This window comes from Streptomyces sp. NPDC006798 (assembly GCF_040635975.1).
GTDB lineage: Bacteria > Actinomycetota > Actinomycetes > Streptomycetales > Streptomycetaceae > Streptomyces.
Genome location: NZ_JBEYIS010000050.1, coordinates 22775 through 36644, shown reverse-complemented (window position 1 = coordinate 36644; position 13870 = coordinate 22775). Strand labels below are relative to the sequence as shown.

Below are 13870 nucleotides of genomic sequence, written 5' to 3'. Positions count from 1 at the left end.
ACGGGCCCGGCACGCGCCCGGCCGGGATCACACCGGGCCCGGCCGGGGAGACACCTCGGGCCGGACCGCCAGCTCCGGCCCCGCCACCTCCGCGAGCCGCATCGCACCCGCGTGCACCTCGGGCGCCGAAGACGCGGACGGCGGGTCCGTCGGCTGGGGCTGCGGCGAGGTCGGCGGATCGACCGGGGGGTCCACCGGCGGATCCACCGGGGGCTGGGTCGGCTCCTCGGAGTGCGTGGGGCGCGCGGTCGGGCCGGGCGCCCCCGGCTGCTGCGGCCGGGGGCGCTCCACCGGCTTGCCCGGCCGCTCCGCCTCCGGACCGGTGGAGGCGCTGGGGCTCGGCGACAGCTCCGGCTTGCCGCCCTTCGCCGCCTTTCCGTCGGCCCCGGCGACCGCCGGGTGCCGGTGGCCGCCGCCCGCGTGCCGTCCGCCGCCCGGGCGTTCGTAGCCGCCGTCCGGTTCCGCGACCGTGTCGCGCCGGTCGGGCGTACCGCTGGGGGCGGGCTCGGCCCGCTCGTCGTCGCCGACGCTCATGCACCCGGTCGAAGCGGCCAGGGCGAGGGAGACGGCGAAAGCGGCGGCCAGACGACGGCCGGGGACGGGGAGCTGGCGCACGGGGGCACCTCCGGGCAGGACGGGGACGGCGGGGACAGGGGGCGCGCGTCGAGCGCCCGGCGCTCAAGGGCGCGCGGGAGCGCGTTGCGCACCGCGCGCGGGGCTCGGCCCCGTACGCGGGTCTTCCTGCCCAACTCCCGGCGGGCCACCGGGGACACGCCCTCCCCGGCGCCTTGGCTGCTCCGGGGCACCGGCCCACTACCCGGGCCGCGTCCAGCCGCCTGATGTCGCTGGCGGTCCGCACCCCGGTGGGTGGCTTGTGTCGCAGTTCCCCGAGCCCGTAAAAGCGCTCTCCCCCGGCACCGCTCCCTATGCCTTCGGCAACGGGGGACCCCCGGCGCCTTGGCTGCTCCGGGGCACCGGCCCACTACCCGGGCCGCGTCCAGCCGCCTGATGTCGCTGGCGGTCCGCGCCACCGTCGTGGCTGGTCGCGCAGTTCCCCGCGCCCCTGAAAACCCCTACCCGGCGCCGCTGAAAGGGGCCCGCCTCTCCGCAAGAGCGGTCGGGAGGGCAACCCAGGGGCTCGGGGAACTGCGAGACGAGCCACCCACCGGCGCGGGGTCGGCAATGAGCGGGTGCGGAGCACACACCGGCCCCGGGGCGAACCGCTCGGCGGAAGGGCTAGGTCGCCAGTTCGAAGGCGAGGATCAGTGCTGCAGTGCCCGCCAGGACCGACGCCGTAGCGTTCGCGAGGGCGACCCGCCATCGGGCCGTCCCGGCGAGGCGGAAGGTCTCGTAGGAGAAGGTCGAGTACGTGGTGAGCGCGCCGCACAGGCCCGTGCCCAGCAGGGCGTACAGCTCGGTGGAGACGGCGGCGCCCGCGACCGCGCCGAGGATCGCGCAGCCGGTGACGTTGACCGTGAACGTGCCCCAGGGGAACGCCGTGGTGTGCCGGGACTGGATCGCGCGGTCGGTCAGATAGCGCAGTGGCGCGCCCACGGCGGCGCCGATCGCCACCAGCAGCCAGGTCACGGGTCCCCCGCTCCGGCCCGGCGGGTCAGCAGGACCGCCGCCCACACCGCGCCGAGGCAGCCGACGAGCGTCCCGGCCAGATACCCGAAGGCCGTCAGGGGCTGTTCGCGGGCCAGCAGCTCCCGGATGTCGAGGGCGTAGGCGGAGAAGGTGGTGAATCCGCCGAGTACCCCGGTTCCGGCGAACGGGCGGATCAGCGGGTGCGGATTCCGGCCGCCCTCGGCGACCAGGACCATCAGCACCCCGATCAGGAACGACCCCAGGAGGTTGACCGCGAGCGTCGCGAGGGGGTCGTCGGCGGGCCGGGCGCGTACCACCGCGTACCGGGCCAGCGCCCCGACCGCACCACCCGCCGCGACGGCCGCGACCACCAGCACGAGGTGCGCCCCGGCGGTCTCGGCCCGCTGGGCGGGCACCCGGAGATCGACGTCCGGATCGATCGGCAGGGACGAGGGGGTACGAGGCGGGGCACCGGAATCCGCAGGGCCCCGGTCCGGCGCCCCCGGCGGCTCCGACGACCCCGGCTGCTCCGGCCCCCCGGTCATCCGTAGCCCAGCGCGTGGAGCCGGTCGTCGTCGATCCCGAAGTGGTGGGCGATCTCGTGCACCACCGTGATCTCGGTCTCCTCGACGACCTCCTCCCGGCTGGCGCACATCCGCAGCGTCGGCCCCCGGTAGATCGTGATCCGGTCCGGCAGCACCCCGGCGTACCACTCGCCCCGGTCGGTGAGCGGAGTCCCCTCGTACAGTCCGAGCAGTTCGGGATCGTCGGGGGACGGCTCGTCCTCGACGAACACCGCGACGTTGTCCATCAGCCGCGTCAGCTCGGGCGGGATCCGGTCCAGCGCCTCGGCGACCAGTTCCTCGAACTCCTCGCGCGTCATCTCCAGCACCCGGCCATTGTCACGTACCCCGGCCGAAACGCGACCGGGCGCCCGGCCGTACGCCCCCGCGCCCCGGGTCCGGCACCCCCGGACTCCCGCATACCGGGCGGGGCGGTGGGGCATACGGGCCCAATGACAGGCCCGTCGGAACCGCCCAGGCAGCCCCGGATCCGTGTCGCGCCCGGGATCCGTACCGCCGCGTCCCGAGCGATCCGAGCGATCCGTACGCCCCGGCTCACGAGACGGCGCCCCGCGGACACCGGGCCCGCGGACACCCGGCTGGCAGAAGCCGCGCCCCGGCCCTGGGCCCGGGCCGTCGGACTGGTGGCCGTGGCGCTGCTCGGCGCCTGGCTGGGGCTGCTGGTCGTGGGCAGTGTCCACACCCGGGTGGGGCCGATGGAGACCAGCATGACGCTGCGGCCCGATCTCTCCGGCGGGACCCGGATCAACATCTCCCCGCTCGGCGCGCTGGACCTCGACTCGCATACCGCGCCGCTCCGGCTCGACGTCGACGTCGAGCAGCTCGACCCGGCCCGTTCCACGGCCCTGGTGGAGCATCCGGAACGGCTCTCGGGGCTGGGCGACGAGGTCGCGGCCGATGTCGTCGACGGCACGACCGAGCTGGCCGTACGGTCGGTGACGGCGGTCGTCGCCGGGGCCACCGCCCTCGGGCTCGCGGTCTACCGCCGGCCCCGCCGGGCGCTGGCCGCCGGGGGCCTCGCCCTCACCCTGCTGGCGGGGTCGTCGGCGACGGCCCTGGCGACCTGGAATCCCAAGTCCGTCCTCGAACCCCGCTTCTCCGGGCTGCTCACCAGCGCGCCGTCGCTGGTCGGCAACGCCCGTTCGATCGTCACCGAGTTCGACGTCTACCAGCAGGAGCTGGCCCGGCTGGTGACCAATGTGACCAAGCTGTACGACGCCACGTCGACGCTGCCCGCCTACCGGCCCGACCCGAGCGCCATCCGGGTCCTGCACGTCTCCGATCTCCATCTCAATCCGGCCGCCTGGCACATCATCGCGTCGCTCGTGGAGCAGTACCGGATCGATGTGATCGTGGACTCCGGCGACACCATGGACCACGGCAGCGGCGCCGAGAACGCCTATCTCGACCCGATCCAGGACCTGGGCGCGCCCTATGTGTGGGTCCGCGGCAATCACGACTCCCGGCTCACCCAGGCATATCTGACCCGGCTGCGGAACGTCACCGTGCTGGACGAGGGCCGGGCGGCGACCGTCGGCGGGCTGCGGATCGCGGGGACGGGCGATCCGCAGTTCACCCCGGACCGCTCGGCGGTCCAGGGGGGCGATCCGGCCGAGCGGCTGGCGGGTATCCGGCTGGCGTCGGCGATCCGGGACCAGGCGCGCGCGGGCACCCCGGTGGACATCGCGGTGGCGCACAACCCGGTGGCCGCCCGGGAGACCGACGGCACCGTGCCGCTGGTGCTCGCCGGGCATCTGCACCGGCGGCAGGTGGAGGTGATGAAGCTCGGCACCCGGCTGAAGGTGGAGGGGTCGACCGGTGGCGGCGGGCTGCGGGCGGTCCAGAACGAGAAGCCGGAGAAGGTCCGGGCCTCGGTGCTCTATCTGGACCGTTCCACCAAACGGCTGCGGGCCTGGGACGAGATCACCCTGGGCGGTCTGGGACTGACGACGGCCGAGGTCAGCAGGCATCTGCCGGAGGAGAACCGGCCCGGGGCGAAGCCGTCGCCCGGCCCCTTCCCGAAGCCCGCCGGAGGCCCCGGTTCCCCGGCCCCGTAAACCGTTTTGGCGATACCTCCCGCCATCCCATATGCTTCTCACGTCCCCGACGCGCTGCGAAGCGCCCAGGCGGGCCCTTAGCCCTCATCGTCTAGTGGCCCAGGACGCCGCCCTTTCAAGGCGGTAGCACGGGTTCGAATCCCGTTGGGGGCACGCAACACCTGTGCGAGAATAAACCCTCGTACAGTACGCATCACCTGGTCCTGTGGAGCAGTTTGGAGTGCTCGCCACCCTGTCAAGGTGGAGGCCGCGGGTTCAAATCCCGTCAGGACCGCTACAACTCGCGCGAAGGCCGAGAAGGCTCGATCCGCACAGTTGTACGGCTGGGTAGCTCAGTTGGTACGAGCGACCGCCTGAAAAGCGGTAGGTCGCCGGTTCGATCCCGGCCCCAGCCACCTCGATCGAAGGCCCCGTCCAGTGGACGGGGCCTTCGTCGTTCCTAACCCTCCTCCGCGGAAGACGGGGCGGCGGTTTCGGATTCGGTACGGCGCCGGGCCCGGAGCGCCAGTACGGCACCGGCCGCCGCCACCACGCCCACCAGCAGCGCCCAGTCCGGTACGGCGGCGCCCACCTCGCCCGCCCACTGCTCGGCGGCGAAGGAGCGGTCGACGGAGACCAGGCCCGGCAGGGTCGTCGCCCCGTCGAAGACCAGGAAGAGGACGCCGAGGACGATGAAGAACACCCCGGACACCAGGGATGTGGTGTGCAGCCGGAACCGGCCGACGGTCAGGCCCCGGCCGCGCAGCCAGCGCCGGGAGCCCAGGTCGTACCGGTCCCAGAGCAGGGCGAGGAAGAACAGCGGTACGGCCATGCCGAGGGCGTAGACCGCGAGCAGCAGCCCGCCGTAGACGGGGCTGCCGCTGAACGCGGCGACCGTCAGCACACTGCCGAGGATCGGCCCGGCGCAGAAGCCCGCGAAGCCGTAGACCAGGCCGAGGGCGTAGACGGGTGCGGCCGTGGTGGGGCGGATCCGGCCGGAGACCGCCGCCAGCCGCCGGGAGGCGAAGCCGAGCCCGAGGATCTGGGCGACCCCCAGGGCGATGATCAGCCAGCCGCCGACGGAGACCAGCAGATCGCGGTTGCCGTAGAAGAAGCGGCTGGCGTACGACCCGGCGACGCCGAGCGGGACGAGGGTGGTGGCGAGTCCGGCGTAGAAGATGCCGGTACGGGCCAGCAGCCGGCCCGCCGAGTCGAGGGAGTAGGCGAAGAAGGCCGGGAGCAGCAGGGCGCTGCACGGGCTGATCAGGGCGAGGAGGCCGCCGAGGAAGGCGGCCAGATATCCGATCTCGGGCACGGTCAGGACTTCTTCGCGCCGGAGCCGCCCGCCGCCGCGAGGGCGCTCTCGATGGCCTCGGTGAAGGTCTCCTCGGGCTGGGCGCCCGCGATCGGGCTGCCGTTGATCAGGAAGGACGGGGTGGAGGAGACCCCGAGGCCGTACGCCTCGTCCTGGTCGCGCTTGACGGACTTCCGGGCCTCGTCGCTCTCCATGTCCCGGGCGAACCGGCCGAGGTCGGGTACTCCGGCCTCCTGGGCGAGGGTCGTCACCCGGTCGGCGGAGAAGCCCTTCTCCTTGGCGCCCTTGGCGAAGGCGGCGGCGTGGAACTCCCAGAACTTGCCCTGCTGTCCGGCCGCCCAGGCGCCGCGCGCGGCGTTCTCGGACGGCTCGCCGAAGATCGGGAAGTTCCGCCACTCGATCCGCAGATCGCCCTTCTCGACATAGTCGGCGATCAGTCCGGGCTCGGTGTCGCGGGCGAACTTGCCGCAGTAGCCGCACTGGAAGTCGGCGTACTCGATGAGGACGACGGGCGCGTCGGCGCGGCCGATGGCGAGCTTGTCCCCGGCGTCGCGGCGGGCCAGCTTCTCCAGCTCGGGGAAGGCGCCGGTCTTCTCCTCGACGACGGCGCCCGCGCCGCCGGTCCGCTCGGCGCCGGGGGTGGCGGTGCCGCCGGACCGCACGGTGGTGGTCGTGGGGTCGTCGGGGCGGGTCGCGCTGTAGGAGGCGAGGCCGAGCAGCAGTGCGGCGGTGGCGACGCCCGCGCCGATCAGCAGCGGCTTGCGCCGGGTGGCGGCGGACGGCTTGCCGGCGGAGGGCCGGGGGGAGGGGGGCGTGGCGGGGGACGACATGACTGAGGCTCCTGTGACGAGTGGTGCGTGACGAGTACGTACGGACGGGAACAGCGGAAGGGACGAACCGGGGCGAAAGCCCCGGGCGAGGGCGCGCCTTCCCGTTCTACATCCGCAGGATCGACAGCTCCTCCGGCGAGCGGGGCCCCAGCGGCGGTGGCCGCCCGGAGCCGGCGGGCCCGCCCGCGAGGTGGGCCCGGGTGGGCTGGGGCGCGGCGCAGTGGGGGACGTACGGGACGGGCGGCGGCTCGTACGCCGACGCCCCGCGCGGCGGGGTGGCGGGCTGCGCGTCCCGCTCGCCGCCCCCGGTACCGCTGCCGCAGCCGGGGATTCCGGCGGGCGCGGTCGCCACGGTCCGCTCCCCCGTGTCGTGCCCTCCCGTCCCGGCCCGCAGCCCGGGGCAGAGCGCCAGCAGTACGGCGACCAGCAGCGCGAGGGCGAGCCCGGCGGCGTACGGCCGGGGCACCCCGGGTGTCGTGAATGCCGCGGGGGATGTCCCGGGGGCGGTACGCGACCGGGCCCGAGCCGCGCCGGCGGCGCCGGGCCGCGTCCGTACGCGCGAGACCCCGGCCGTGCGTGTCCGTGTCCGTACCGGCGCCGCGCCCGTACGCCCCCGTACAAGAGACGCCGCGCCCGTACGCGCCCGTACCCGCGGCCCGGCCAGGGCACGGCTCGGCGGGTGCGGCACGGCGGCGGTTCCCCTCGGGTCGTCCGGTCCCGCCGGGCGGCGGCGGGAGTGAGGCGGATGATCGCTCCATACTGCACCAGATCCGAGGGGTGAAATGCGGTCGCCCTCCGTTTCCCGGGGGTGCGATGCTGGAGACCGTATGTCTACTTCCTTCGCCGACCTTCAGACGCTGCTGGCCGGGGTCTCCCTGCGGGACTCCCACCGGCTGGGCCGCCGTCTCGAAGGCGCTCGCCGCATCCGTAAGCCCGAGGCGCGGCAGGCCGTGCTGGACGAGATCGCCGCCGAGGGGGAGAAGGCCGCGGCCCGGATCGCCGCCCGGGCGGGCCGGGTCCCCGAGGTCAGCTATCCGGAGCAGCTTCCGGTCAGTCAGAAGAAGGACTCCATCCTGGAGGCGATACGGGACCACCAGGTCGTGATCGTCGCGGGTGAGACCGGCTCCGGCAAGACCACCCAGATCCCGAAGATCTGTCTGGAGCTGGGCCGGGGCGTCCGGGGCATGATCGGGCACACCCAGCCCCGCCGGATCGCGGCCCGTACCGTCGCCGAGCGCGTCGCGGACGAGCTGAACACCCCGCTCGGCGAGGCCGTCGGCTGGAAGGTCCGCTTCACCGACCAGGTCGACCAGGGCTCCACCTTCGTCAAGCTGATGACGGACGGCATCCTGCTCGCCGAGATCCAGACCGACCGCGAGCTGCGCGCCTACGACACGATCATCATCGACGAGGCGCACGAGCGGTCCCTGAACATCGACTTCCTGCTCGGCTATCTGGCCCAGCTGCTGCCGAAGCGGCCGGACCTGAAGGTGATCATCACCTCGGCCACCATCGATCCCGAGCGGTTCTCCCGGCACTTCGGCGACGCGCCGATCATCGAGGTCAGCGGGCGGACGTATCCGGTCGAGGTGCGGTACCGGCCCCTCCTCGAAGAGGACTCCACCGACAGCGACCGGGACCAGATCACCGCGATCTGCGACGCCGTCGAGGAGCTGATGGGCGAGGGGAAGGGCGACATCCTCGTCTTCCTCTCCGGTGAGCGCGAGATCCGGGACACCGCGGACGCGCTCAACAAGAGACAGCACCGCTTCACGGAGGTCCTGCCGCTGTACGCCCGGCTCTCCCACGCCGAGCAGCACCGGGTCTTCCAGCCGCACACCGGGCGCAGGATCGTTCTGGCGACCAATGTCGCGGAGACGTCCCTGACCGTCCCCGGTATCAAGTACGTGATCGACCCCGGCACCGCCCGGATCTCCCGCTACAGCCACCGCACCAAGGTGCAGCGGCTGCCGATCGAGCCGGTCAGCCAGGCCAGCGCCAACCAGCGCAAGGGCCGCTGCGGCCGGACCTCCGACGGCATCTGTATCCGGCTCTACTCGGAGGACGACTTCGAGGCCAGGCCCGAGTTCACGGACGCCGAGATCCTGCGGACCAATCTGGCGTCGGTGATCCTCCAGATGACGGCCGCCGGGCTCGGCGACATCGAGAAGTTCCCCTTCATCGACCCGCCGGACCACCGCAATATCCGCGACGGCGTCCAGCTGCTCCAGGAGCTGGGGGCGTTCGACCCCGTACAGAAAGACCCCAAAAAGAAGCTCACTCCGCTCGGCCGGAAGCTGGCCCAGCTCCCCGTCGATCCCCGGCTCGCCCGGATGGTGCTGGAGGCCGACAAGAACGGCTGTGTCCGCGAGGTGATGGTGATCGCCGCCGCGCTCTCCATCCAGGATCCCCGGGAACGGCCCGCCGAGAAGCAGACCCAGGCCGATCAACAGCACGCCCGGTTCAAGGACGAGACCTCCGATTTCCTGGCCTTCCTCAACCTCTGGCGGTACGTCCGCGAACAGCAGCGGGAACGCGGCTCGTCCAGCTTCCGCCGGATGTGCAAGCAGGAGTATCTGAACTTCCTGCGGATCCGTGAGTGGCAGGACATCTACGCCCAGCTCCGGTCGGTCGCCAAGTCGATGGGGATCCACGTCAACGAGGACGACGGGCCGGAGTCCGGGGTCCATGTGTCGCTGCTGGCGGGGTTGCTGTCGCATATCGGCTTGAGGGATACCGACGCGAAGAACGAGTTCCTGGGGGCGCGGGGCGCCAAGTTCGCCGTCTTCCCGGGCTCCGCGCTGTTCAAGAAGCCGCCCCGGCTGGTGATGTCCGCCGAGCTGGTCGAGACGTCCCGGCTCTGGGCCCGGGTCAACGCGAAGATCGAGCCCGAGTGGGTCGAGCCGCTGGCCCAGCACCTCCTCAAGCGGACCTACTCCGAACCCCACTGGGAGAAGGACCAGGCCGCGGTGATGGCGTACGAGAAGGTCACGCTCTACGGCGTGCCGATCGTCGCCCAGCGGAAGGTCAACTACGGCCGGATCGACCCCGAGACCTCCCGGGACCTTTTCATTCGCAATGCCCTCGTCGAGGGCGACTGGCGGACCCACCACAAGTTCTTCGCCGACAACCGGCGCCTCCTCACCGAGGTCGAGGAGCTGGAGCACCGGGCCCGCCGCCGGGACATCCTGGTCGACGACGAGACCCTCTTCGACTTCTACGACCAGCGGGTCCCGGCACATGTCGTCTCCGGCGCGCACTTCGACTCCTGGTGGAAGCAGAAGCGCCGGGACGAGCCCGAGCTGCTCGACTTCGAGCGCGAGATGCTCATCAACGAGAAGGCCGGCGCGGTCACCAAGGACGACTATCCGGACTCCTGGCGGCAGGGGCGGCTGAAGTTCCGGGTGACGTACCAGTTCGAACCGGGCGCCGACGCGGACGGCGTCACCGTCCATATCCCGGTCCAGGTACTGAACCAGGTCACCGACGAGGGCTTCGACTGGCAGATCCCCGGACTCCGCGCGGAGGTCGTCACCGAGCTGATCCGCTCCCTCCCCAAGCCGATCCGCCGTCACTACGTCCCGGCGCCCGACTACGCCAGGGCGTTCCTGGAGCGGGCGGTACCCCTCCAGGAGCCGCTGACGGCGACCCTGGCCCGGGAGCTGAAGCGGATGGTCGGCGTCCCGGTCGACGCCGCCGACTTCGATCTGGCGAAGATCCCCGACCATCTGAAGATCACCTTCCGGATCGTCGACGAGCGGCGGCGGAAGCTGGCCGAGGCGAAGGAGCTGGAACCCCTCCGGCTCCAGTTGCGCCCCAAGGCCCGCAAGGCCCTCTCGGAGGCCGCGGCGGGGGCCGCCGGGCCCTCGGGCGAGTCCATCGAGCGCAAGGGGCTCACGGACTGGACCATCGGCACGCTGACCAAGGTCTTCGAGACCCGGCGGGCCGGGCAGCCGGTGAAGGCGTACCCGGCGCTGGTCGACGACGGCGACACCGTGTCCGTACGGCTCTTCGACACCGAGGCCGAGCAGCGGGCCGCGATGTGGCGGGGCACCCGCAGGCTGATCCTGCGCAACATCCCGGTGAACCCGGCCAAGTTCGCCTCCGACAAGCTGAGCAACCAGCAGAAACTGGCGCTCTCCGGCAACCCCCACGGCTCCAACCAGGCCCTCTTCGAGGACTGCGCGACCGCCGCCGCCGACAAGCTGATCGCCGACCACGGCGGGCCCGCCTGGGACGAGGAGACGTACCGGAAGCTGTACGACGCCGTACGCGCCGATCTGGTCGACGTCACCGTCCGCACGGTGGGGCAGGTCCAGCAGGTGCTGGCCGCCTGGCAGGCGTGCGAGCGGCGGCTCAAGGCCACCACGAGCCCGGCGCTGCTCCCCAACGCCGCGGACGTCCGCGCCCAGCTCGACACGCTGGTGCCCGCCGGGTTCGTCACCCTCACCGGACTGGCCAGGCTGCCCGACCTGATGCGCTATCTGGTCGCGGCGGACCGGCGGCTGACCCAGATGCCGGCCGCCGTCCAGCGGGACACCGCGCGGATGGAGAAGGTCCACGACATGCGGGACGAGTACGCCTGGCTGCTGGAACAGCTCCCGCAGGGCCGGCCCGTGCCGAAGGACGTCACGGCGATCCGCTGGATGATCGAGGAGCTGCGGGTCAGCTACTTCGCCCACGCCCTGGGGACGGCGTACCCCGTCTCCGACAAGCGGATCGTGAAGGCCGTGGACGCGGCGGCGGCGGCGTACGGGACCGGGGCGCGCTGAGCCCCTCCGGGGCGGGGTCCCGGGCCTGCTCCGGACCCCGTGGCCTGTGACGGCGCCGTCACACAAAGCGAGTTCGACCGGAGCGGCGGTGCTGCTGTATTGTCCTTCTCGCAGCCCAGCGCAGGAATCGGGCCGCGAAATCTGGTCCTGTGGAGCAGCTTGGAGTGCTCGCCACCCTGTCAAGGTGGAGGCCGCGGGTTCAAATCCCGTCAGGACCGCGTTTCTTTTCTTCCGAGAGGCCCGCATCTTCTGGTGCGGGCCTCTCGCATGCGCCCGCATCTCGCCTGCGGCGCCGCGCCGTTCCCATGCCCCTCGAACGCCGGCCTCGCGCCCGCCCGTGGCTTGTCGCGCAGTTCCGCCCCCTATGCCTTCGGCGATGGGGGGGACCCCCCATCGCCTTGGCCCTCCATAGCGCCGCACCGCCCCCGAATGGATTCCCGGCCCCGGGAAGGCCGAGGCGCCGGGGGTCCCCCACCGTCCGCACGCAACCGGTCGCGGAGGGGCCGGCTCCGAACCCGCCCCGGGAGCCGGGACCTTGGTCCCGGAGGTCGGGGACCTCCGCGCCGTGACGGGGGCCTCGGCCAATGACACGCTCGACGTTGGCAAGGGTTGCAGCATGTGACGGGTGTCACCGTATAGGTTTTGCGCAGGCGGGTTTTTAGGCACCACTTACAACCGACCAATTTAATATGTGCCATTGCACTCCCCCGATAAGTCCCCCTCCCCGGGCATATGAAAATCGCGCTGGACTCGAAGGAGTCCAGCGCGATCGACGACCGGCGTCCCGTTGGGGCGGGGCGCCCGTCAATGGAGCTCAAGGGTGGGCTCACCAGGATGGGGGTCCCGGAAACGCCCGGATCCGGAAGGGTCGCGGCTTTGCGGCCGGACCCGCCGGGACGAGACTTACGCCTCGCTGCGCTGCTGCGGAATGCCCGCCAGCAGGGCGCGTACCTCTGCCTCGCGGTACCGGCGGTGTCCACCGAGGGTACGGATGGACGTGAGCTTGCCTGCCTTCGCCCAGCGGGTGACCGTCTTCGGGTCCACGCGGAACATCGTGGCAACCTCAGCCGGGGTCAACAGCGGCTCGGCGTCAGGGGTGCGAGCGGTCATGAGCGGCCTCCTCGGGAGAACCGAACCTTCTCGGTTCTTTCCTCTAAATTCTGCACCTTGACCCGCGTTGCCCGAAATGGCGGATGCGGGTTGAGTCGGTTATAGGACGAACGGCTTGTCCTCGGCACTACAACTACACCATCTGTCCAGCCGCCACGGCCAAACCGTTGGAATTGCCCTCCGAGGTGTTCATCAGCGGCGGAACGCCGATGGACCATGCCATAGCGGACAGTTACCCCACGGTGACAACCAGTCACAGAGCGATCAGGAGCCATCAGACCCCCCATAGAGCACAATGCCGAGCGTTCCGCCCTTACTTGGACGGAAGGAACCCTCCCCGGACTCCTTGTCCTATTTTGACACGAGGGTAGGCGTTGGGCGCAAGGGCCCTGTTAGTGCCGTCCATCACGCTTGAGGCAAAGGCCCGGATCGGGACCTAGGGCCCATGACGGTCCGCAGTCGGCGGCGAACTGTTCAGTTCGCGAACTGAAGACCCCTCACCGCCCGCCAGCGGTCGACCAGCCGGCCGTACGCCACCCGGGCCCCCTCGCCGTCACCGGCCTTCAGGGCGGCGATCCCGGCCGCCACGTCCGCGGCGGAGTGGTCGTCCGCGAGCGCCGGTCCGGCAAGCGCGTGGGCCAGGCCGCCGTAGTCGAGTTCGACCAGGGACCGCGGATGGAATTCCTCCAGCCACTTCCCTACATCTACCAAACCCGCCGTGAGCCGTCCGGCGTCCTGGGAGTCGCGGAGGGTCCGCAGCGCGCGGGCGACCCGCCGCCGGGCCTGCACCATCGGCGTCCGGTAGGTCAGCGCCGGGCCGCGCTTCCCGCCCCCACCGCCACCGCTGTCGCCGCTGTCGGCCCCGTCGACGGGGGCGTACCGCCGCTCGTCGTCGTCGAAGAGCGCGAACCAGCGGACCGGCACCTGCCAGACGGCGGTCCTGATCCACGGCCGGGCGTCCGGGTTCCGCTCCCGCCACCGCTCCCAGTCGGCCGCGGCCTGGGCCCGGACCACCGGCGGCACGGCCGCGTCGAGCAGCGCCTCCGGAAACCGCTCGGGCGCGTCGGCCAGCGCCAGCCAGCCGCGCAGCCGGGTCCGCCAGGGGCAGATCAGCACCATCCCGTCGACCTCGGCGACGAACGCGTCCCCGCTCTCGTGCACCGGCACCGGAACGGGCGGTACGGGCGTCAAATCGGCGAGCGAGCGGCGGAGTTCGTCCTGGGCCGTCAAAGGCTCCCCGCGGGCCGCGTAGCGCGCCCAGTAGCCCCGTTCGGGCTCGGGGAAGGCGGCCAGGGGCTCGTACACCCGCAGATAGGAGGCGTAGGGGACGATCACCGAGGACACCGCAGGCATACCGGAAATACTTCCACGCCCGGACCGTCCGCACCCCTCGGCCGGGTGATCCGCGGCACGGCGGCGGAGCCAGGGTCTTTCTTTCGGGTCAGGCCGGGTCGGCGAGCGGGGTCTGGTGCCGTGGATCGCCAGGCGGAGGATCGAGCCACTGCGGTGGGGGCACCGCCGGCGCCGCCGGGCGCGGGGGGCCGTTGGCGATCGACGGCAACGCGGCGTGGGGGCACCCCCCTGGGCTCCGCCCGGGGGACCCCCACCCGGGCCGCCGGGCCCCGGGGGAGCGGCA

General features: G+C 72.2%; 11 protein-coding genes and 4 tRNA genes. 6 read left to right on the top strand and 9 right to left on the bottom strand.

Features of this window, described 5'->3' with window-relative positions; genetic code table 11:
- Nucleotides 1-27: 27 nt before the first annotated feature.
- The 4 genes from ABZ714_RS27690 to ABZ714_RS27675 form a co-directional block, all read right to left on the bottom strand.
- Nucleotides 28-615: a hypothetical protein gene (locus ABZ714_RS27690; protein WP_358828064.1), complete on the bottom strand. Its 588-nt coding sequence runs from the start codon at nt 613-615 to the stop codon at nt 28-30.
- A gap of 621 nt (nt 616-1236) precedes the next feature.
- Nucleotides 1237-1587 (bottom strand): fluoride efflux transporter CrcB, encoded by a 351-nt coding sequence (crcB, locus tag ABZ714_RS27685; protein WP_358828063.1) that lies wholly within the window; start codon nt 1585-1587, stop codon nt 1237-1239.
- Nucleotides 1584-2132, bottom strand: a complete 549-nt coding sequence (locus ABZ714_RS27680) for a CrcB family protein (protein ID WP_358828062.1) — start codon at nt 2130-2132, stop codon at nt 1584-1586. Before ABZ714_RS27680 ends, crcB begins: the two co-directional genes overlap by 4 nt.
- Nucleotides 2129-2479, bottom strand: a complete 351-nt coding sequence (locus ABZ714_RS27675) for a metallopeptidase family protein (RefSeq protein WP_358828061.1) — start codon at nt 2477-2479, stop codon at nt 2129-2131. Before ABZ714_RS27675 ends, ABZ714_RS27680 begins: the two co-directional genes overlap by 4 nt.
- A gap of 123 nt (nt 2480-2602) precedes the next feature.
- Between ABZ714_RS27675 and ABZ714_RS27670 the strand changes: the two genes are divergently transcribed.
- The 4 genes from ABZ714_RS27670 (at nt 2603) to ABZ714_RS27655 (ending at nt 4623) form a co-directional block, all read left to right on the top strand.
- Nucleotides 2603-4228 carry a metallophosphoesterase gene (locus tag ABZ714_RS27670; RefSeq protein WP_358828060.1) on the top strand — a complete coding sequence of 542 codons (1626 nt, stop codon included), beginning with the start codon at nt 2603-2605 and terminating at the stop codon, nt 4226-4228.
- Nucleotides 4229-4308: 80 nt separating this feature from the next.
- Nucleotides 4309-4381 (top strand) — tRNA-Glu (locus tag ABZ714_RS27665).
- A gap of 46 nt (nt 4382-4427) precedes the next feature.
- A tRNA-Asp gene (locus ABZ714_RS27660) sits at nt 4428-4502 on the top strand.
- 47 nt (nt 4503-4549) lie between these two features.
- A tRNA-Phe gene (locus ABZ714_RS27655) sits at nt 4550-4623 on the top strand.
- 44 nt (nt 4624-4667) lie between these two features.
- On the opposite strand, the gene ABZ714_RS27650 is transcribed toward ABZ714_RS27655, so the two are convergent.
- The 3 genes from ABZ714_RS27650 to ABZ714_RS27640 form a co-directional block, all read right to left on the bottom strand.
- The gene (locus tag ABZ714_RS27650; protein ID WP_358828059.1) at nt 4668-5522 is read right to left on the bottom strand and encodes a cytochrome c biogenesis CcdA family protein; all 855 of its coding nucleotides are present in this window, start codon (nt 5520-5522) and stop codon (nt 4668-4670) included.
- A gap of 2 nt (nt 5523-5524) precedes the next feature.
- Nucleotides 5525-6352 carry a thioredoxin domain-containing protein gene (locus ABZ714_RS27645; RefSeq protein WP_358828058.1) on the bottom strand — a complete coding sequence of 276 codons (828 nt, stop codon included), beginning with the start codon at nt 6350-6352 and terminating at the stop codon, nt 5525-5527.
- Nucleotides 6353-6458: 106 nt separating this feature from the next.
- Nucleotides 6459-6818 carry a hypothetical protein gene (locus tag ABZ714_RS27640; protein WP_358828057.1) on the bottom strand — a complete coding sequence of 120 codons (360 nt, stop codon included), beginning with the start codon at nt 6816-6818 and terminating at the stop codon, nt 6459-6461.
- Between the two features lie 361 nt (nt 6819-7179).
- Between ABZ714_RS27640 and hrpA the strand changes: the two genes are divergently transcribed.
- Together hrpA and ABZ714_RS27630 are read left to right on the top strand one after the other, a co-directional pair.
- Nucleotides 7180-11124 (top strand): ATP-dependent RNA helicase HrpA, encoded by a 3945-nt coding sequence (hrpA, locus tag ABZ714_RS27635; RefSeq protein ID WP_358828056.1) that lies wholly within the window; start codon nt 7180-7182, stop codon nt 11122-11124.
- A gap of 143 nt (nt 11125-11267) precedes the next feature.
- Nucleotides 11268-11342, top strand: a tRNA-Asp gene (locus ABZ714_RS27630).
- Nucleotides 11343-12027: 685 nt separating this feature from the next.
- Here ABZ714_RS27630 and bldC read toward each other — a convergent pair.
- Nucleotides 12028-12234: a developmental transcriptional regulator BldC gene (gene bldC / locus ABZ714_RS27625; RefSeq protein ID WP_003949541.1), complete on the bottom strand. Its 207-nt coding sequence runs from the start codon at nt 12232-12234 to the stop codon at nt 12028-12030.
- Nucleotides 12235-12708: 474 nt separating this feature from the next.
- Complete coding sequence (locus ABZ714_RS27620) at nt 12709-13587, bottom strand: hypothetical protein (RefSeq protein WP_358828055.1); 879 nt, start codon at nt 13585-13587, stop codon at nt 12709-12711.
- Between the last annotated feature and the right edge of the window lie 283 nt (nt 13588-13870).

Excerpts from the sequence above, each read along its gene's own strand:
- bldC (WP_003949541.1), bottom strand. The coding sequence starts at position 12,234 with ATGACCGCTCGCACCCCTGACGCCGAGCCGCTGTTGACCCCGGCTGAG.
- ABZ714_RS27680 (WP_358828062.1), bottom strand. The coding sequence starts at position 2,132 with ATGACCGGGGGGCCGGAGCAGCCGGGGTCGTCGGAGCCGCCGGGGGCG.
- hrpA (WP_358828056.1), top strand. The coding sequence starts at position 7,180 with ATGTCTACTTCCTTCGCCGACCTTCAGACGCTGCTGGCCGGGGTCTCC.
- ABZ714_RS27645 (WP_358828058.1), bottom strand. The coding sequence starts at position 6,352 with ATGTCGTCCCCCGCCACGCCCCCCTCCCCCCGGCCCTCCGCCGGCAAG.
- ABZ714_RS27620 (WP_358828055.1), bottom strand. The coding sequence starts at position 13,587 with ATGCCTGCGGTGTCCTCGGTGATCGTCCCCTACGCCTCCTATCTGCGG.
- ABZ714_RS27670 (WP_358828060.1), top strand. The coding sequence starts at position 2,603 with ATGACAGGCCCGTCGGAACCGCCCAGGCAGCCCCGGATCCGTGTCGCG.